This is a genomic window from Rahnella aceris (assembly GCF_011684115.1).
In the GTDB taxonomy this organism is placed as follows: domain Bacteria; phylum Pseudomonadota; class Gammaproteobacteria; order Enterobacterales; family Enterobacteriaceae; genus Rahnella; species Rahnella aceris.
Window position 1 is genome coordinate 1,326,172 of the sequence record NZ_JAADJV010000001.1, and the last position, 19,777, is coordinate 1,345,948.

The window sequence follows — 19,777 nt, forward strand, 5'->3', positions numbered from 1 at the left end:
TGCCTGTTCGCCCGGCATTTTCCATCAGTGGAAAGTAAACGGAAAGGGCGTGACGGAAAACTAAATTTATAAAAAAAGGGTTGTTGCAAGTTTACAGCGCAATCAGGCATATGTATATGTATAGACAAGTTGGTTAAAAGTTTTGCAATTGTTTCCGTAAAATTGCATTTATGTTTCTTCTTACTGTTCAGGAATGATGCTGTTATGCCTGCTTATTTTGCTTCACGCGCCTTACTTTCAGATGGCTGGGCGCATAACGTGCGGCTGGACGTCGATGCAGCCGGAATGCTGACTGCAGTGACCCCGGACAACGATGCGCAGGGGTGTCTTCCCCTTTCCGGCCCGGTGGTTCCGGGCATGCCGAACCTCCATTCGCACGCCTTTCAGCGGGTGATGGCCGGGCTGGCGGAAGTCGCCGGTGATCCGCAGGACAGCTTCTGGACCTGGCGTGACCTGATGTATCGCATGGTGCAGCGCCTCACACCTGAGCAGGTGGGTGTCATTGCCCGTCAGTTGTATATCGAAATGCTCAAAGGGGGTTACACGCAGGTGGCTGAATTCCACTATCTGCATAACGACATCAGCGGTCAGACTTATGCCGACCACGGTGAAATGACTGCCCATCTGAGTGAAGCCGCGTCACAAACCGGCATCGGACTGACCATGCTGCCGGTGCTTTACAGTTACGCCGGATTTGGCGCGCAACCGGCACAGGCCGGACAGAAACGGTTTATTCAGGATACGGACAGTTACCTCAAACAACAGGAAATTATCCGCAAACAACTCAGCGGTAAAAGCCTGCAAAATCAGGGATTGTGCTTCCATTCCCTGCGCGCAGTCACGCTGGAACAAATGCAGCAGGTGTTGCAGTCCGCAGATAAAAACCTGCCGGTGCATATTCATATCGCCGAACAACAGAAAGAAGTGAACGATTGTCTGGGCTGGAGCGGGCAGCGCCCGATTTCCTGGCTGTATGACAATCTGGATATTGATTCCCGCTGGTGTCTGATCCACGCCACGCACGCTGACCGTTTCGAGCTGGCGAGCATGGCAAACAGCGGGGCGGTCGCGGGGTTGTGTCTGACCACCGAGGCTAATCTGGGCGATGGCATTTTCCCCGGCGTCGATTATCTGGCGCAGTCAGGTCGATGGGGGATCGGTTCCGACAGCCATGTCTCCCTGAACGTGGTTGAAGAACTGCGCTGGTTTGAATACGGGCAACGCCTGCGTGACCAGCGACGTAACCGGCTGACGACCTCTGCGCAAAATTCTGTAGGCGATGTGCTGTATACGCAGGCATTACAGGGCGGTGCACAGGCTTGCGGCGCGGCTATCGGGCAGCTTTCTGCGGGGTATCGTGCCGACTGGCTGGTGCTCGACGGGCAGGATCCCTATCTTGCCGCCGCAAAAAACAGTGAACTGCTCAACCGCTGGCTGTTCGCCGGTAATACCGGGCAGATCCGTGATGTGTATGTCGGCGGTATTGCGCGCATTGTGAACGGCCAGCATGAACAACAACAGGCTGCGGCGGCGGATTTCCTCGCGCTTCTCCGTCAGCTGGCGGGGGACGTTGCATGATTGCCTGGCAACATTTCACCTTCGATGACCTGCCGGTCAGCCCGTGGCGTAACGGCGGTGGCGAAACCCGCGAAATCTTCAGTTTCCCTGCCGGTGGCCATGATTTTGACTGGCGCGCCAGTATTGCCACCATCGCACAGGATGGCCCGTTCTCGGCATTTCCCGGTATTGACCGTTCCATCACCTTGCTGAGCGGGGAAGGTGTGCATTTGCAGGCACAGCCTGATGTCGATCACTTACTCGTTGTCGCTGGTGAGCCTTTTGCCTTCAGCGGTGATACTGCGCTCCATGCCCGCCTGATGGGAGGAGTGACAACTGATTTTAACATCATGACGCGACGTACTGAATGTGCCGCACGGGTGATTGCCGCACGCGAGCACCTGACGGTGACGCGGGAAAAAGGTGGCGTGATTTATGTCATCAGCGGGATGTGGCAACTGGCGGATGGCCCGCTGCTGAGGGCGGGCGAGGGATATTACTGGTCTGAGACAGCGGCACAATCGCAACAGGGTTCCGTGAGTCTGACCCCAGTTGCTCAGCAACAGAGATGCCTGCTGTTGTGGGCGGCGATCACCTGATAAATACCTTACAGGATTGCGCTAAAAGGGAGCATGGCGCGCACCGAATTGATTCATCAGCCCGCGCAAAACGTCCCATAACCGGCGCTGAATGTTGTAAAAGTGCATGTGCAGAAACTGGCATAAAGCTTGCTTAAATATTGTCGACTGACTTGTATAGACAAGAATATACAGTAGCGTAATTTGCCTGCGGCTTTCACTGCCACAGGCATTTCCCCCGAGACAGATACTTTGGCAGGAGTGGCAGATGAGCAACATGATTTCCAGGGCTGTACTGAAGCGTTCGTTGTCTTTGTTAGGGCTGGCAGTGGCGCTGGGTAGTGTGACAGTCAGCGTGGCGCAAGCGGCGAATACGCCGGTTGCTATTGGTATTTCTGGCTGGACCGGTTTCGCACCACTGACCCTGGCAGACAAAGCGGGCATCTTTAAAAAGAACGGTCTGGATGTCACGCTGAAAATGGTGCCGCAGCAGTCGCGTCATCTGGCCATCGCTTCCGGTTCCCTGCAATGTGCGGCGACCACCGTGGAAACCTATTTAACCTGGAACGCCAGCGGGGTGCCGATCAAACAAATCGTACAGCTGGATAAATCTTACGGCGCAGATGGTATCGCGGTGCGTAGCGGTATCAACAAGATTACCGATCTGAAAGGCAAAACCATCAGCGTGGATGCACCGGGTACGTCTTCTTACTTCCTGCTGGCGTGGATCCTCGATAAAAACGGCATGACGATGAAAGACGTCAAACTCGCCACGCTCGGGCCGGATGCCGCTGCGCATGCCTTTATTGCCGGACAGAATGATGCGGCAGTGACCTATGAACCCTATCTTTCCAACATCCGTCAGAGCCCGGATAAAGGGAAGATTCTGGCAACCACGCTGGAATATCCGATGGTGATGGACACGCTGGGCTGTACGCCAGACTGGCTGGATAAAAATCCTAAAGCCGCTCAGGCGCTGGTGAACAGCTACTTTGAAGCGCTGGATATGATCAGGAAAGAACCGGAGAAATCCAACGAGATCATGGGCGCAGCAGTGAAAGAGACCGGCAAACAGTTTGCAGAAGAATCCAGTTATCTGCGCTGGCAGGATCGTGAGGCCAATCAGAAATTCTTCAGCGGTGAAATTGTGACCTTCACTAACGAAGCTGCGCGCCTGCTGACTGAGATGAAAATTCTGCGTAAAACGCCGGATATCAATACGTTATATGACGCGAAGTACGTGAAATAGCCATGAAGGACCGCGATATGAACAGCCCTGTCAGCCAGACAGCAGAACAACATATGACTTCGCAGTCAGCCTTACGCGAGCCGGCACCGTTGCCGGCAAGCAAAAAAGTCTGGCATAACCCGATGATGGTGCCTTTGCGTCCGGTCGCGTCGCGGCGTCGCTGGTTTCTCGGGTTCTGTTTCTTTGTGCTGTTTTTTGCTGTGTGGGCGCTGGTGACGTTTACCGGCCTTGTTTCCCCGACATTCCTCGCCAGCCCGGCGAGCATGTTGCAGGAAGGGATTTTACTCTTTACCGATTTTGATTTTACGACTGATATAGGCATGACGGTGATGCGCGTGCTGGGCGGCTTTATTCTGGCCTGCGCCATTGCCGTTCCGCTCGGCATCCTCATGGGGTCTTACAAACTGATCGAAGCTTTTTTCGAACCGTTTGTGTCCTTTTGCCGGTATCTGCCTGCGTCAGCGTTTGTGCCGTTGCTGATCCTGTGGGCGGGTATTGGTGAAATGCAGAAAGTTCTGGTGATTTTCATCGGCTCTTTCTTCCAGATCACCCTGATGGTGGCGGTAACCGTGGGGGCAGCGCGGCGTGACCTGGTGGAAGCCGCGTATACGCTGGGCGCCACCAACCAGAGTGTGGTGCGCAGGGTGATCATTCCCGGTGCGGCACCGGAAATTGCTGAGTTGCTGCGCCTTGTGCTCGGCTGGGCATGGACTTATGTCATTGTGGCGGAGCTTATCGGATCCTCGAGCGGTATCGGACACATGATTGTTAACAGTCAGGCACTGCTCAATACCGGGCAAATGATCTTCGGCATTATTGTGATTGGTTGCATTGGTTTGCTCTCCGATCTGTTGTTCAAAGCGGCCAACCGTCGGCTGTTTGTATGGAGTTCATTGTGATGAGCCATCCGAAACTGAGTGTCCGTCAGGTGGAACGTATTTTTACCGGCCCGAAGGGCGAGAAAACGCAGGCGCTGTTGCCGGTGGATTATCGGGTTGATGAAAACGACTTCATCACCATTCTCGGGCCTTCCGGCTGTGGTAAATCCACGCTGCTGCGCATTGTCGCCGGGCTGGATCAGCCAACGCGTGGCGAAGTGTGGCTCGATGGTGAACAGGTAGACGGCCCCGGTGCCGATCGCGGCATGGTCTTTCAGAGTTATACCTTGTTTCCGTGGCTGACCGTTGAACAGAACATCCGTTTCGGTTTGCAGGAGCGTGGCGTGAGTAAGGCAGCGCAAAAAGAGCGCAGCGACTACTTTATTAATAAGGTCGGGCTGCGGGGTTTTGAGCAGCACTTCCCGCGTCAACTTTCCGGCGGGATGCAGCAACGCACCGCCATCGCCCGCGCACTGGCGAATGACCCGAAAATTTTGCTGATGGATGAGCCTTTTGGCGCCCTGGATAATCAGACCCGCGTGATGATGCAGGAACTGCTGTTATCGATTTGGGAATCCTCGCGCAAAACCGTGTTGTTCGTGACACATGATATCGACGAAGCGATTTTCATGGCTAATAAGGTGGCGATTTTCAGTGCCCGGCCGGGGCGGATCAAAACCGAAGTGGCGGTTAATTTCCCGCATCCGCGGGACTACACCCTGAAAACGTCGCCGGAATTTATGGCGCTGAAAGCGCGGGTTACCGAAGAAATTCGTACCGAAACGATGCAGGCAATGGACCACTGATTTCACCGCCCCGCATCTGTACAGAATAGATTGTAGATTCGTCATGTAATGCGTAAATGCCCGGCGGGCTGCGTCCTTAGCCGGGTTTACTTCCGGTTTCACTTGTCTATACAGGAATAGATTATGGCTTCTTCATCCAATGCGTTAACCCTTTGCCGCCTGCAACCAGGTCATGTTGATCTGCCCATGCTGCGCAAGATTTATCAGGGCAATGTCCGCCTTGAACTGGCTGAGGAGGCGCGCGCTGGCGTGCTGGCGTCGCAGGAAACGGTCACCCGCATTGTTGAGTCGGGGAAAGTGGTCTACGGCATCAATACCGGTTTCGGCAAGCTGGCACAGACGCGTATTCCGGCGGCGCGTCTGGCGGAACTGCAACGCAATCTGGTGTTGTCGCACAGCGTCGGCATCGGCAAGGATTTGGCGGATAACGTGGTGCGTCTGGTGATGGCGACCAAAGTGCTGAGCCTGTCTCGCGGCCATTCCGGCATCCGCATTGAGGTGATCGATGCACTGATTACCTTGTTCAATGCCGGTGTTTATCCGTGTATTCCTGAGAAAGGCTCCGTGGGAGCGTCCGGTGACTTAGCGCCGCTGGCGCATCTCTCCCTGATGCTGATTGGTGAGGGGCAGGTCACGGCGCAAGGCGAAAAAATGTCGGCGACTGAAGGTCTGGCGACGGCAGGCCTGAAGCCATTTGAACTTGGGCCGAAAGAAGGGCTGGCCCTGCTTAACGGCACACAGGTTTCCACCTCGCTGGCGTTGTCCGGTCTGTTTGAAGCCGAACGCGTATTTTCTGCCGGACTGGTGGCGGGCGCATTGTCGCTGGAAGCCATCAAAGGTTCCGTAAAACCGCTGGATGCACGCATTCACGAAGCCCGCGGCCAGCAGGGTCAGATTGGGGTGGCGGCGGCACTGACCGAGATCCTGTCCGGGAGTGACATTGTCACGTCTCATGCGGATTGCGGCCGCGTACAGGATCCGTATTCCATCCGCTGTGTACCGCAGGTGATGGGGGCTTGTCTGGATAACCTGCACCACGCTGCCCGTATCCTGCGCATTGAAGCCAATGCCGCTTCTGATAATCCGCTGGTGTTTTCCGAAAACGGTGACGTGATTTCCGGCGGTAACTTCCATGCCGAACCGGTGGCTTTTGCTGCCGATATCATCGCGCTGGCCGTCGCTGAGATCGGCGCGATTTCCGAGCGTCGTATGGCGTTACTGCTCGATAGCGGGCTTTCCGGTTTACCGGCGTTTCTGGTCAATGACGGCGGTGTGAACTCCGGCTTTATGATTGCGCAGGTAACCGCAGCGGCACTGGCGTCGGAAAACAAATCGCTGGCGCATCCGGGCAGCGTTGACAGCCTGCCGACCTCGGCGAATCAGGAAGATCATGTATCCATGGCAACCTACGCCGCCCGCCGTCTGGGTGACATGTGCTTTAACACCAGCGTGGTCGTGGGCATTGAAGCGATGGCCGCCGCACAGGGTATTGATTTCCTTCGTCCGCTGCAAAGTTCAGCGACGCTGGAAAATGAAATGAAAGCTATCCGTGAAAACGTGGCGTTTCTTGAAAAAGACCGCCTGATGGCACCGGACGTTGAAATGATGCGTCTGTGGGCTTCCCGCGAGCATTGGCCTGCGGCGATTGAAGCGCTGCTGCCAAGCTTTGCCTGATGACTTTTGTCCTGTAAAGATTGATTCAAACACCCTATTTCAGAGAAGGAAACGATGATGAACGCTCCACAAAAAACGGCCATTGCCCGCGTTGTTCGTGCGCCACAGGGCACGGAACTGAGCTGCCAGAACTGGCTGATTGAAGCGGCATACCGCATGATCCAGAACAACCTCGATCCGGATGTCGCTGAGCGCCCGGAAGATCTGGTGGTTTACGGCGGCATTGGTAAAGCCGCGCGCAACTGGCCGGCGTTTGAAGGCATTCTTGACAGTTTACGCAAGCTGCGTGAAGACGAAACGCTGCTGGTGCAATCCGGCAAGCCGGTTGGCGTTTTCCGCACCCATACCGATGCGCCCCGCGTGCTGATTGCCAATTCCAACATTGTGCCGCACTGGGCAAACTGGGATCACTTTCACGAACTGGATAAAGCTGGCCTGATGATGTACGGCCAGATGACCGCCGGTTCCTGGATTTACATCGGTGCGCAGGGCATTGTGCAGGGTACTTATGAAACCTTCGCGGAAGCGGGACGCCAGCATTACAACAGCGACCTGCGCGGCAAATGGATCCTGACTGCCGGTCTGGGCGGCATGGGCGGCGCCCAGCCACTGGCGGGCGTGCTGGCCGGGGCCTGCGTACTGGCAATTGAATGTCAGGAATCGCGCATCGATTTCCGTCTGCGCACCCGTTATCTCGATTACAAAGCACACAGCATTGATGAAGCGCTGGCCATGATTGAAAAAGCCTGCGCCGAGAAAAAAGCCATTTCCGTGGGGCTGCTGGGCAATGCCGCAGAGGTGATGCCACAACTGGTTGCCCGCGCAAAAGAAGGCGGTCTGCGCCCGGATATCGTCACTGATCAGACCTCGGCACATGACCCGCTGAACGGCTATCTGCCGGAAGGCTGGAGCCTGGAAAAATGGCAGGATGCGCGACTGTCAGATCCGCAAGCGGTGGTGAAAGCTGCCCGTGCGTCGATGGCCAAACACGTTCAGGCAATGCTCGATTTTCATGCGATGGGCATTCCGACGGTCGATTACGGCAATAACATCCGTCAGGTTGCCAAAGACGAAGGCGTGGAGAATGCCTTTGATTTCCCGGGTTTTGTGCCTGCCTATATCCGTCCGCTGTTCTGTGAAGGCAAAGGCCCGTTCCGCTGGGTGGCGCTTTCCGGGGACCCGGAAGATATCTACAAAACCGACGCCAAACTGAAAGAACTGTTCCCCGACAACGCAAACCTCATTAACTGGCTGGACATGGCGCGCGAACGTATCGCTTTCCAGGGGTTACCGGCGCGTATTTGCTGGCTGGGGCTGGGAGAGCGCCATATTGCCGGTCTGGCATTCAATGAAATGGTACGTAACGGCGAGCTGAAAGCGCCGGTGGTTATCGGCCGCGACCATCTCGACACCGGTTCTGTTGCCTCACCAAACCGTGAAACGGAAGCCATGAAAGACGGTTCTGATGCAGTTTCCGACTGGCCGCTGCTGAACGCTTTGCTCAATACTGCGGGCGGCGCAACGTGGGTCAGTCTGCATCATGGTGGTGGCGTCGGGATGGGCTTCTCGCAACACGCCGGAATGGTGATTGTGGCTGACGGTACCCGGGAAGCCGATGCCCGCCTTGACCGCGTGCTGTGGAACGACCCGGCAACCGGTGTGATGCGCCACGCAGACGCTGGCTATGAACAGGCAAAAGACTGTGCTGAACGTCATCACCTGAATTTGCCAATGCTCGCAAAGTAATAATGGTAAGTGATTAATTCATTGAGAAATTAAATTGAACAAACCTCACGGGCAGTGGCGCAGGCCGTTGCCCGTTTTGTTTCAAAAACATTCGGAAAATGCTGCAAAAAGTGGCGTAAAAATCCGCTGATTTACGGCATACTCGGGAGCATATCTACAGTGTGAGGTAAGTAATGGCTTCAGATCTGGCAGTTCTTGATTCGGCATTTAAAAAGCAGCAACAGCTTCTGAAAAATCTGGCAAGGCCCGGGGCGCGGTCACTGAGCGTTTATAACGCCGGGCTTTCGGCTGATGCTGTGCAAAAAAAATACGGCGTGACTCATATTGCCAAACTGGCCAGTAATGAAAACCCGCTTGGTGCCAGCCCGCAGGTGGTGGTGGCGTTAGAAGCGGATGCGCGTTTCAGTGCGATTTATTCTGATGCATCGAGTGCGGTGCTGCGTGACGCGCTGGCAGCGGATACCGGCGTGGCAGCCGAAAATATTGTTATCGGCAACGGTTCCGAAGACATTCTGCATATGCTGGCGCTGGCGTTTCTTAACCCCGGCGACCGTGTTGTGACGCTGATCCCCTCGTTTGGTTTACACGAAATCTTCCCGCGCATGATGGGGGCGGATGTCACGATGGTCGGCGTGAATGCACAGCAGGAATTTGATGTTGAAGCCTGGGAAACCGCACTGCGCGCACCGGCCAAAATGTTGATTTTCAGCAACCCGTCCAATCCGGTGGGCTGCATGCTTAACCGGGAAGGATTCACCCGTATTATTAATGCTGCGCCAGCGGATTGCGTCCTGGTGATTGACGAAGCCTATTTCGAATATTGCGAAACCGACGCTGCCTATCCGGACAGTCTGCTGGTGCTGGCTGAGCAGCCACGACCGTGGATTGTGTTGCGGACTTTCTCGAAAGCGTACGGGCTGGCCGGGCTGCGGGTGGGGTATGGTTTAGCCAGTCACCCTGAACTGGTGAATTTGCTGGACAGGGTGCGGACACCTTTCAACATCAACCGTTCGGCGCAGGTGGCTGCCGTGGCGGCATTGCAGGATAAACAGCATGTCCGCGACAGCATTGCGCTGGTCACCGCACTGCGTGAGGACATGGCGGCCGAACTTACCGCGCTCGGTTTTAACGTCGCCTCATCCTATGCCAACTTCCTGTTCTTCGATTGCGGCCGCCCGGCTACGGAACTGGCACAACGCTTGCTTACTTATGGCGTGATTATCAAACCCTGGCGTGAAACCGGTTATGAAAACTGGATCCGCGTGTCCATCGGTCATGAACAGGATAACCGGCAGTTTATCGACAGCCTGAAACGTATCCTGACGGAGGAGGCGGAGTGAAACGTGCTGCGCTGAACATTGACGATCTGCGCCGGCAGGCGAAATGCGCCTTGCCCCGTTTTGCGTTTAGCTATGTTGAAGGCGGGGCGGATGATGAGCAAACGCTGCAGGATAACCGTGAGGTTTTTGGCCGCTGGCGCTTTATTCCACCGGTACTGAACGATTCAAGCCAGCGCGATTTGTCCGTCACGGTGTGCGGGCAGCGGCTTTCTGCACCGTTACTGATTGCACCGACAGGCTATAACGGCATGTTGCGTTTCGGCGCAGATACCATGCTGGCCCGTACAGCGAAACGTGCGGGTATCGCCTATATCCAGAGCACGGTTTCAACCGCTTCGCTTGAAGAAATCGCGGCACAAAATCTGCCACAGCACTGGTTTCAGTTGTATGTGCTCAAAGACCGGAGCGTCACCACCAGCCTGCTGGAGCGGGCCAGAGCAGCCGGTTGCACCACGCTGGTGGTCTCGGTTGATGCGGTGCATTTCGGTAACCGCGAAAAAGATAAGCGTAATTACCGGCGGCCGATGAAGCTATCGGTGCTGAGCATGATTGATGTCGCGCTGCATCCGGGCTGGGTCTGGCGAACCTTAAAACCGGCAGGAATGCCTGGTTTCGGCAATCTCAAACCCTACGTTCCGGCAGATAAACAACGAGGAGCGGGCGGGGCGAGCTACTTTTCAGCGCAAATGGATACCCGTCTGAACTGGGAAACCCTGCGCTGGATCCGCAGCCAGTGGCAGGGCGCATTGTTGATCAAAGGGATCCTCGCGCCGGAAGATGCACGGCTCGCTTTTGCGAGCGGAGCCGATGGCATTGTGCTGTCAAATCACGGCGGGCGTCAGCTCGACGGTTCGGTAAGTGCACTGGAAGTGCTGCCGGAAATCCGCAAGCTGTGCGGTTCGCAGGCGACGATCCTCATCGACAGCGGTTTTCGCCGTGGCACTGACGTGGTGAAAGCCCTGGCACTGGGCGCGGATGCGGTGCTGCTCGGCAGACCGATGTTATATGGTATCGCCGCAGCCGGTGAGGCGGGCGCGCAACGGGCACTGGAGATTATTTTGCAGGAAGTTGACCGCACGATGGCGCAGCTTGGCTGCACGTCGGTTCGCCAGCTTGGGCCGCATTTGTTGCGTCAACAACCCTATTGATTTGAAGTAATAACAAAAGCATCTTCAGAGAATTTTCATCAGACCCGTCAAATACAAAAATCACGGAGAGGCAGTTATGCAGGCACAGAATATTATCTTCCCGGCGCAAATCCTGCGCGGACCCGGCGTTATCTCTCAGCTTGGTGACATTTGCGCACTGCTGGGTACGCGTGCGCTGGTGATTGGTGGCCATCAGGCACTGGCCGCCGTGGGGGATAAAATCCGCCACCAGCTTGAGGGTTCCGCCGTGGAACTGGTTGGCAGCGAATGGTTCGGCGGGGAAAGCAGTGAGGGCAATATCAGCCGCCTGGCTAAAATCGTTAAAGATAAAAAAGCCGATATCGTGATTGGTGTGGGTGGCGGCAAATCTCTTGATACCTGCAAAGCCGTTGGCGTGGAAACCAATGTGCCGGTTGTGACGATTCCGACGATTGCCGCGACCTGCGCCGCCGTCACGCCGCTGACCATCCGTTACCACGACGACGGTCATTTCCGGGATTTATTCCCGCTGCCACAGGCACCGGCTTCGGTGATCATCGACAGCGAAATTCTGGCTGTTGCCCCGTTGCGCTGGCTGGCTGCTGGCCTTGGCGACACGCTGGCAAAATGGTATGAATTCCGTGCCATCAGCAGTCATCACGGCCAGCTGAGCGGCGTCGCACGTTCTTCCAGCGCCAACAGCCGGATCTGCTATGACCTGATCGAATCTTACGGCCCTGTGGCCTGCGACGCCGTCCGCGCCGGTAAACCGAACGCCGGGCTGGATCAGGTACTCGATGCTATTTTCATGTTTGCGGGCCTGACATCGCTGATGAGCAGCGGGGCACATGCCGCTGCTTCCCACGCTATTTATGAAGGTTTCACGGTCTGTGATAAAACCCGTGAATTCGGCCACGGTCTGCTGGTCGGCTTCGGCAACCTGTGCCTGCTGGCGCTGGAGAACCGCAGTGATGAGGAACTGCTGGAAGCCGTCAGACTTGCGCAAGCCTGCGCTGTGCCGCTGCGTTTGAGTGAGATAGCCGATCTTAATGAGGATGAGCTGGAAAGTATTGTGCAGGCATCACTGCATGCGCCGGATATGGCGAATATGCCGGGACAGGTGACGGCGGAGGCGCTGTATGCGGCAATTGCAAGGGTGGAGGAAATGGGGGCGAGAATTTAAGGATTTTTAGAGTTTCAGGTGTGTCGTGCAAGCTTTAACTTATTGGTTTTTCATTAATACCCCCTCCCGGCCTCCCCCTTCGCAGGGGGAGGAGCAAAAGCCAATCCCACAAGCAACCCGGTCGGCTCCCTCCCCTGCGAAGGGGAGGGTTGGGGTGGGGTATTACAGACAAAACAGTAACTTATGTACACTCCGGTTGAACGCCGAGCTTGCACGGGGCCTGAGCCAACCCGTGTCTGACATCAGATCCCCGCCAGATATCCCCCGTCCACATAGAGCACCTGCCCGGTGATATACGCCGCGGCCGGGCTGCTCAGAAATACCGCTGCGCCGATCAGATCTTCCAGTTCGCCAAATCTTCCCAGCGGGATCTTTGCCTGCATCTGCCGGCACCAGGCGGCGTTGTCATAAAACTCAGCGGTCAGGTCTGTTTTGAAATATCCCGGTCCGATGCCGTTCACCCGGATGTTTTTACCGGCCCATTCTGTTGCCAGAGTATGTGTCAGGCCGACCATCGCCGATTTAGATGCGCCGTAAGCAGCAGCGCCGGGCACGCCGACCTGGCTGGTCAGGGAGCACAGATTAAGGATGCTGCCACCGCCATTTTCAGCCATCAGCCGTGCTGCGGCCTGGGCGCAGAAAAATGCGCCTTTAAGATTGGTGGTCAGAATGCGGTCCCACAGCACTTCGTCGACATCCATCGACGGGCATAACTGTTCAGTACCGGCATTGTTAACCAGCACATCCGGCGGTGCGGGCAGGGAGGCGAAAGCGTCGGCAAAAGTGGCGGGCTGCGTGACGTCCAGTACCAGCGGCGTGGCGTCACCGCCTTGCTGGCGGATTTGTTCGCAAACGGCATTCAGCGTGGTGATATCACGCCCGCAGACAATGACGCTGGCTCCGGCTTGTGCCATACCTGAAGCCAGGGCCTGACCAATGCCGCGTGAACTGCCGGTGATCAGTACCCGCCTGCCTTGCAGCGAGAAACGTTGCAGGGAGAAAGGAGAGGCCATCAGGGTCTCCCCACAGGGCTTATCCGCGCCAGCCAGTCGCTGAACTCATCGGTATCTTCGACCGGTTCGCTGCCGAGCATGACGGCCATTGCCAGCCCGAGGGCGGAACTGGTTGGCGTATGGCCGCTGAAACCTCCGGCGCGTAAATCCAGTACCAGCGTCGGGCAGCAGAACATGGCGAGCCGGAAGATCCGCTGCCAGTGGGGTGGCAGCCAGCCGTGGCGGGCGAGTTGCGTCAGTAACGGCTGCCAGTATTCCTCGCCTTTGTCGCGTAAAAACGCTGCGCGCAGCGGGGTTAACTGCCAGTTATGATCGACATATAACGTGTCGCCGCGACGCATCACGGTCACTTTGTAAAGTTCGCCGCAGCGTGAAGGTTCATACAGCCACAGCGGATGGGCAAAAATGTTGTGGAATGTGGCTTTGATTTCCGCCAGTAGCGCCGGAATATTACGACCGGCAAACGCCGGGTCGAAGCTGACCAGTTGCGGGATTTCCTCCGTGGTGTCGTACCAGACGTTGGCATTATGCGCGTCACCGTGCGCGGTAATCACCCCGTGATCGGCCAGTGCCGCCGGTGCCAGGCGGACGCCTGCTTCACTGAATAGTTGGCGTAAACTGTGCTGATAAGCCACGCCGTTGATTACCCATCGCAGGTTGCTCAGCGTCTGCCATTCCAGTTCCTCATCTTCCAGCCGGAAGGTTTTACCGACGTAAAAACGGGCCACGCGACCACCAAAACCCGCGGTGATTTCCGGGTTTTCCGGAGAAATTAGCCGGTGATAGAACAACTGATGGACAGGTTCGGCCGCCACCGCACTGACTGAGCCGGGTTTCAGCGTCGGCAGGGTATGGGTCAGAATATCGCGGTCAGCGCGGCGCTGTGCCTCTTCGATTTCCGCTTCCTGGTCCCACGCCTGCTGCTGTTCGATATCGCGGCAGATGTCCGCCATGCGCCGGTCATGGCGCAGGGTGTACATCAGAATCTGACGCCCCGGCTCGCCGCAGGCATAGACAGGAACATCCACGCGAAAGCCGCTTTCACGCAGCAATTCTGCGTTGTAATACTCCTCGATGGTTTTATCTTCGCCTTCTTCATTGTGATATTTGAAGAACAGGGCGCGGCCATCCTCAAGGGTCACGGTGCCGTTGAGAGAGTTGAGGCTGTACTGATCGCGGTTGATGGTGAGCTGACCGGCAGCCACGCCGGTGACTTCGCCGATAAGCTGGCGCAAAACGTCTGCCGCCTGCTGCCATTCTCCCGCCTGCACTAACTGACGCGCCTGCGCGGCCAGCGGTTCACTGCCCGTCATATTGCTCATCGTTACTGGCCTTTTTTGTTGATGATCTCAGTGCGTAAAGCCGATACCGCCAGCGCGTGGCCGGGGAATCCTTCATACAATGCAAAGGCGTGTGCTTTATCGGCCAGCGGCTGATAGCCTTCGCGGGTGACATAGCCTACGGAGATCCGTTTCATGTAATCGAACACAGACAGCGGCCCGACGGTTTTCGCTGCGCCATTGGTCGGCAGAACTGCGTTCGGTCCGAGGACGAAATTCCCCAGCGTGATCGGTGTGTAATTGCCCAGCAGGATTTCACCGGCATTGCGGATTTTGCCCATCACGGCCATCGGCTCTTCGGCCAGAATTTCCAGATGTTCCGGCGCGTACTGATTAACAAATTCAACGGCTGCGGTGAAATCTGCTGTCAGCACCACGCCGCCGTGGGTTCCGCATAATACGGCCTGTGAGAATCCGGCCCGTTTTTCATCGAGCTGCGCCCAGTAACCGGGCAGTGCGGCGATGGCCTGTTCAGCGACCCGACGGCTGCTGGTGACCAGATACGCCGAAGAATCCGGGCCATGTTCTGATTCGATGATCAGATCCAGCGCTGCCAGCGCACCGTCCACGGTGTCATCGGCGAGGATCAGGCTTTCGCTTGGACCGGCAGGAATGCCGGGGTCGATCAGATTCGAGAGTTGACGCTTGGCGGCCACCACCCACGGGCTGCCGGGGCCGACTATCTTCAGGCACTTCGGCACGGTTTCAGTGCCAAATGCCACGGCAGCGACACCCTGTGCGCCGCCGCATTTGTACACTTCGGTAATGCCAACCAGACGAGCGGCCACCAGCGTGGCGTCATCGACTTTGCCGTCGGGGCCAGGCGGGGTGATGACAATGGCACGTTTTACACCTGCGACCACCGCCGGAATGGTGGTCATCAGTAACACGCTTGGGAATGAGCCTTTGCCGCGTGGCACGTAACAGGCTACGGAATCGATGGGCACATGGCGGTCACCGGCAAAGGCGCCGGGGCGGATTTCTTTCATCCACATGTCTTCCGGTTTTTGTGCTTCATGGAAGGCGCGGACGTTTTCGACGGCGAAACGGATCGATTCCACCACCTGCGGATCGAGGCGTTCAAACGCCGTTTCGAATTCCGTATCTTCCGCCAGAATGCTCATATGCGGCGCGGTAACGCCGTCGAAATCGCGGGCAAAACGGCGCAGGGCGGCATCGCCTTCGGTACGCACCGCTTCAATGATCGGCGCAACGCGCTCAGTGAAAAACGACAAATCGGCTTCCGTGCGTTTGAACAGCTCCGCTGGCAGTTCAGACGAATCACTCAAATCATGAAAAGTTACGGCTTGAAAAGGTGCAGACATGGTCAATCTCCGGTTATCAGGCCAGCGCAGCGCGGGGATGGCCGCTGCGGATAGTGTGCAGGACCTGGCGTTGCAGATCAGTGAATTCAGGGCTGGCGGTCAGTTCCTCACGGCGCGGACGCGGTAACGGCACGTCGTAAGTCGCCGCAATCGTGCCGGGACCCATCACCACAATGCGGTCAGAAAGGTATACCGCTTCTTCAATATCGTGGGTGACGAACATGACGGTCAGCCGGTGTTGCTCCCAGATGCCGGTCAGTAATTCCTGCATCTGATGGCGGGTCATGGCATCCAGCGCGCCAAAGGGTTCATCCATCAGCAGGATTTTAGGGCGGTAAGACAGCGCACGGGCGATGGCGACACGCTGTTTCATGCCACCGGAAAGCTCCGCGGGCCAGGCATCAGCAAACTGCGTCAGTTGCACCAGTTCGAGATGCTGACTGGCTTTTTCACGGCATTCCGCGCGGCTGAATCCGGCGGCTTTCAGCGCAAACTCAATGTTCTGACGCGCTGTCAGCCAGGGCAACAGGGTGTAAGACTGAAATACCACGCCACGGTCAATGCCCGCGCCGCGAATGGTTTTGCCATCCACCTGAACGTCGCCGCTGTCGTAATCCTCAAGCCCGGCAGCAATCGACAATAAGGTGCTTTTGCCACAGCCGGATGTGCCAACCACCGAAACAAATTCATTGTCCGCCAGTGTCAGGCTGATGTCGTGCAGCACTTCGCGCGTTTGTTTGCCAACCTGAAAACTTTTGTGCAGATGGGAAATGGTTAACACCGACATCAGGCGCGCCTCTTGTTGTAGCGGAACAGCACGCGCTCAAGTGCACGCATGATCTGATCGCTGATTAAACCCAGAATACCCAGCAGCAGGATGTAGCCGATGATGGTGTCAGTCTGGAAGAAACGTTGCGACACCACGATGCGGTAACCGAGCCCGGACGTGGATGCCACCAGTTCGGCCAGCACCAGCCACGTCCACGCCCAGCCGAGACTGATGCGCAGTGCGTCCCAGATACCCGGCAGTGCACCGGGTAAAACGATGCGGAACAAGATTTTGCGATCCGGCATGCCTAACGTGCGGCCTAAACCGACAAAATCGCCGGGCACCCGTTTCACGGCGTCGATCACCATCAGAACCTGCTGGAAGAATGTGCCGATCCAGATAATCAGGAATTTCTGCACATCGTCGGTGCCGGTCCACAGAATGGTCAGCGGCACGAACGCCACCACCGGCATGTAACGGATAAAGTCCACCAGCGGTTCGGTCAGCGCTTTGAAGAAACCGTAACAGCCTGCCAGCACGCCAATCACAATCGACATCACTGAGGAAATCGCGAAGGCGATACTGATGCGGTACAGGCTGCTTTTAATGTCGCTCCATAGCGTGCCGTCCTGCGCCAGACTGACCATTTTCAGCCAGACATCGGTCAGTTTGGGCAGGAAAATCGGCGGGATCGCGCCGCTGCGGGTTGCCAGCCCCCAGGCAAGAAACAGAATCACGAACAGCGTGACCGCAATGCCGACGAACACTTTGCGCGACGGCAGGCGGCCAATCACCATCAGATTGAGCGGTTTACGACGCGAACTCATGGCAGGCTGTTCACGAAGCTGGCGTCAATCACCCCGGCGGCGGTTACCGGTTTAGGAATAAGCCCGGCGGCGGTGGCGGCTTTGAGCACGTGGGCGAAGGTCTGGTCGGAGAAGGAATGGCTGAGCACCTGTTTGTTTTCCGCCAGCGAGTAATATTTCACGCCATCAAACGCGGTTTCCAGATCTGCAGGCGTTGCGCCAACCGCTTTGGCAATGATGGCGCGATCCGCTGTGGTATTGGCCTGGTAGTGGGTCAGGGCGGCGTCCCAGCTTTTAATCAGCGCAGCGATTTGCCCCGGTTTTTCTTTCAGTACGGAATCACGGACCACCAGCACATCGCCAATCAGGCCGGGATCGGAAGAGCCGCTGTAGAGCATTTTCAGCGACGGGTCCTGTTTTTTCGCGGCAGAAATATAGGGTTCATAAGTGACGGCAGCAGTGACGCGTTTGGCAATCAGCGCGCTGCCCGCAGAATCGGCTGGCATCGGCACCGGTGTGATATCACTCCATTTCAGACCTGCAGAATTAACGGCGCTGTGCAACAGAATGTCGCTGGTGGTGCCTTCTTCAAAGGCCACCTGCTTGCCTTTCAAATCTTTCAGCGTGGTGATGTTTTTGCCCACCAGCAGGGCGTCAGCGGTTTCACTTTGATCCAGTAACAGCACCACTTTGATCGGCAAACCGGCAGAGACCATCGCCATCGCGGTATGTGTGGCAATGTTTGCGCCGTCAATCTGGCCGCTGGCTAAGGCGGCGTTGATGTCTTTATCTTCGGCGAAGTTAATGATATCGACCTTCTCCAGCCCCTGTTGTTTAAAAATGCCCTGACTTTGTGCGACGTGCCACTGGCCGTAACCCAGCCAGGGTTCAATGCCCATTTTGAACGTGCCCGCTTCGGGTGCAGCGGCGGAGGTGCTCAGGCTGAATGTGCTGAGTGCGCCAAGACAACAGGCCAGAGCCAGTTTGTTTTTGAAGAAACCCGTAAAGGTCTGAGAAGGTGACATAATTTCCTCGCTTGGTGTGGGAAGAGAAAAAGACGGCCAATAAAAATCCTAATGTGCAACCCTGTATAGACAAGTGGGTGAAGCAATTACTGCGCCACAGTTGAAATCGCAGAAGGAAATCATGCAGGGCTTTGATGTTATACATTTTTAGATAATTAATGAGAAGAAGGTAAATGAACTTATAATTAAAAGTGATAATCCGCACCACAACATGACTTTCTTTGCACCTTCAGGGTGCAGAAAAACAGTGATATACAAAGGGTGCATAAGCCGGTCAGCTGGCTCTGGCTTCAGGAACGGGGATTAATGCCTGTTTAAGGGCGTTGTAAAATAACGTCATCACCGAATTAAACGGTGCGCCTTTTTTCAGTACAAGGCTGAACGGTGTGGCAATTTCAATATTCTCCGGCATCAGTGCGCGGAGTTTATTTCCGCCCATAAATGCACTGGCGTAATGTTCAGGCAGAAATCCGAGATAATTTCCCGTCATCAGCAGCATGGTGACGGCTTCGACTTGCACCGCAATGGCGTGCGTGGAAGTGACATCCGAAAAGATATTTTTTTTACTGTGATTGGCGTAAAAATGATTCACCATGTGCGACGATTTGATCTGTGATTCTTTTATTTCAGCGGCAGGGACGCTGAACAGCGGATGTTTGTCGCCGCAATAAAGATAAGCCATTTCATGATAGAGGAAATAGTAATCAAACTCCGGTTTTTCCTGATACACCGGCATGATGCCACAGGTAAAACGTCCGTCGATAATCCCGCGTTCAATCTCGTCCAGCTGAGTGGCGTGCAGGCGAATACTGACCTTCGGTGCCTGACGGTAAATCTCACCCAACGCACTGACTACGGGCGATTGCGGGTCAGTGATGGTGTTGTCGATGATGCCAATATTCAGCTCGCCAAACAGTTCATGACGGGCGTGATTGAGTTTGTCGCGAAACTGATTGATGGATGAAAATAAATCAAGGCAGGCCTGATAAGCCACTTTACCGTGTTCGGTTAAATAAAATCCTTCACGTCCTCGGGTGCAAAGTTTCATGCCAAAACGGATTTCGAGATCAGAAATTTGTTTACTGATCGCCGCCAGGCCAATATTCAGTTCATTGCATGCGGCGGTAAAGCCACCGGCTTCCACCACGGTTTTAAAGACGCGCAAAAGTTTTAAATCGGCGACGCCAAGGCTGTGCTGGTTAATATCACTTTTTGCGGGTGATGTGTTTCCTGATTTGGAAAGTGGACTTTCCATAATTAATATTTACCCCCGCCTTTAAAATCTACACCATCAAATTCACGTAGCCTCACTCGTTATTACCTTGCAAGCCTCAGATTGTTCAGTGTCATTTGTCATGTTG

At 55.8% G+C, this 19,777-nt stretch carries 17 protein-coding genes; 10 read left to right on the forward strand and 7 right to left on the reverse strand.

All coding sequences use genetic code 11. From position 1 onward, the window contains the following. Positions 1 to 204 precede the first annotated feature (204 nt). From GW591_RS05930 to GW591_RS05975, 10 genes are all read left to right on the forward strand, one after another. A complete protein-coding gene (locus GW591_RS05930; RefSeq protein ID WP_013575470.1) occupies positions 205 to 1,578 on the forward strand; it encodes a formimidoylglutamate deiminase in 1,374 nt (457 codons plus the stop codon). Continuing rightward, positions 1,575 to 2,156 carry a HutD/Ves family protein gene (locus GW591_RS05935; protein WP_112197384.1) on the forward strand — a complete coding sequence of 194 codons (582 nt, stop codon included), beginning with the start codon at positions 1,575 to 1,577 and terminating at the stop codon, positions 2,154 to 2,156. Before GW591_RS05930 ends, GW591_RS05935 begins: the two co-directional genes overlap by 4 nt. Before the next feature lie 247 nt (positions 2,157 to 2,403). After that, entirely contained in the window at positions 2,404 to 3,384 is a 981-nt protein-coding gene (locus GW591_RS05940; RefSeq protein WP_013575472.1) for an ABC transporter substrate-binding protein, read from the forward strand. Between the two features lie 17 nt (positions 3,385 to 3,401). Further along, positions 3,402 to 4,283 (forward strand): ABC transporter permease, encoded by an 882-nt coding sequence (locus GW591_RS05945; RefSeq protein ID WP_013575473.1) that lies wholly within the window; start codon positions 3,402 to 3,404, stop codon positions 4,281 to 4,283. After that, positions 4,283 to 5,068: an ABC transporter ATP-binding protein gene (locus GW591_RS05950; protein ID WP_013575474.1), complete on the forward strand. Its 786-nt coding sequence runs from the start codon at positions 4,283 to 4,285 to the stop codon at positions 5,066 to 5,068. The genes GW591_RS05945 and GW591_RS05950 overlap by 1 nt, the downstream gene beginning before the upstream one ends. Before the next feature lie 123 nt (positions 5,069 to 5,191). Next, entirely contained in the window at positions 5,192 to 6,742 is a 1,551-nt protein-coding gene (gene hutH / locus GW591_RS05955) for a histidine ammonia-lyase (protein ID WP_121019355.1), read from the forward strand. Between the two features lie 57 nt (positions 6,743 to 6,799). After that, positions 6,800 to 8,488 (forward strand): urocanate hydratase, encoded by a 1,689-nt coding sequence (gene hutU / locus GW591_RS05960; protein ID WP_112152238.1) that lies wholly within the window; start codon positions 6,800 to 6,802, stop codon positions 8,486 to 8,488. 173 nt (positions 8,489 to 8,661) lie between these two features. Next, entirely contained in the window at positions 8,662 to 9,828 is a 1,167-nt protein-coding gene (gene hisC / locus GW591_RS05965; RefSeq protein ID WP_121019354.1) for a histidinol-phosphate transaminase, read from the forward strand. After that, positions 9,825 to 10,976 carry an alpha-hydroxy acid oxidase gene (locus GW591_RS05970; protein ID WP_121019353.1) on the forward strand — a complete coding sequence of 384 codons (1,152 nt, stop codon included), beginning with the start codon at positions 9,825 to 9,827 and terminating at the stop codon, positions 10,974 to 10,976. The genes hisC and GW591_RS05970 overlap by 4 nt, the downstream gene beginning before the upstream one ends. 76 nt (positions 10,977 to 11,052) lie before the next feature. Then, on the forward strand, positions 11,053 to 12,138 hold the full coding sequence (locus GW591_RS05975; RefSeq protein WP_166860305.1) for an iron-containing alcohol dehydrogenase family protein: 1,086 nt from the start codon (positions 11,053 to 11,055) through the stop codon (positions 12,136 to 12,138). 242 nt (positions 12,139 to 12,380) lie between these two features. On the opposite strand, the gene GW591_RS05980 is transcribed toward GW591_RS05975, so the two are convergent. The 7 genes from GW591_RS05980 to GW591_RS06010 all read right to left on the reverse strand — a co-directional run bounded on the left by GW591_RS05980 (position 12,381) and on the right by GW591_RS06010 (position 19,671). Continuing rightward, a complete protein-coding gene (locus tag GW591_RS05980; protein ID WP_121019351.1) occupies positions 12,381 to 13,151 on the reverse strand; it encodes an SDR family NAD(P)-dependent oxidoreductase in 771 nt (256 codons plus the stop codon). Continuing rightward, positions 13,151 to 14,473: a hypothetical protein gene (locus GW591_RS05985; RefSeq protein WP_013575481.1), complete on the reverse strand. Its 1,323-nt coding sequence runs from the start codon at positions 14,471 to 14,473 to the stop codon at positions 13,151 to 13,153. The genes GW591_RS05980 and GW591_RS05985 overlap by 1 nt, the downstream gene beginning before the upstream one ends. A gap of 2 nt (positions 14,474 to 14,475) precedes the next feature. Beyond that, entirely contained in the window at positions 14,476 to 15,816 is a 1,341-nt protein-coding gene (gene hisD / locus GW591_RS05990) for a histidinol dehydrogenase (RefSeq protein ID WP_013575482.1), read from the reverse strand. Positions 15,817 to 15,832: 16 nt separating this feature from the next. Continuing rightward, positions 15,833 to 16,603 (reverse strand): ABC transporter ATP-binding protein, encoded by a 771-nt coding sequence (locus GW591_RS05995; RefSeq protein ID WP_013575483.1) that lies wholly within the window; start codon positions 16,601 to 16,603, stop codon positions 15,833 to 15,835. Next, positions 16,603 to 17,412, reverse strand: coding sequence for an ABC transporter permease (locus tag GW591_RS06000; RefSeq protein ID WP_013575484.1), 810 nt, complete (start codon positions 17,410 to 17,412; stop codon positions 16,603 to 16,605). Before GW591_RS06000 ends, GW591_RS05995 begins: the two co-directional genes overlap by 1 nt. Further along, complete coding sequence (locus GW591_RS06005) at positions 17,409 to 18,416, reverse strand: ABC transporter substrate-binding protein (protein ID WP_166860307.1); 1,008 nt, start codon at positions 18,414 to 18,416, stop codon at positions 17,409 to 17,411. Before GW591_RS06005 ends, GW591_RS06000 begins: the two co-directional genes overlap by 4 nt. A gap of 274 nt (positions 18,417 to 18,690) precedes the next feature. Continuing rightward, entirely contained in the window at positions 18,691 to 19,671 is a 981-nt protein-coding gene (locus GW591_RS06010) for a LysR family transcriptional regulator (protein ID WP_013575486.1), read from the reverse strand. Positions 19,672 to 19,777: the final 106 nt, after the last annotated feature.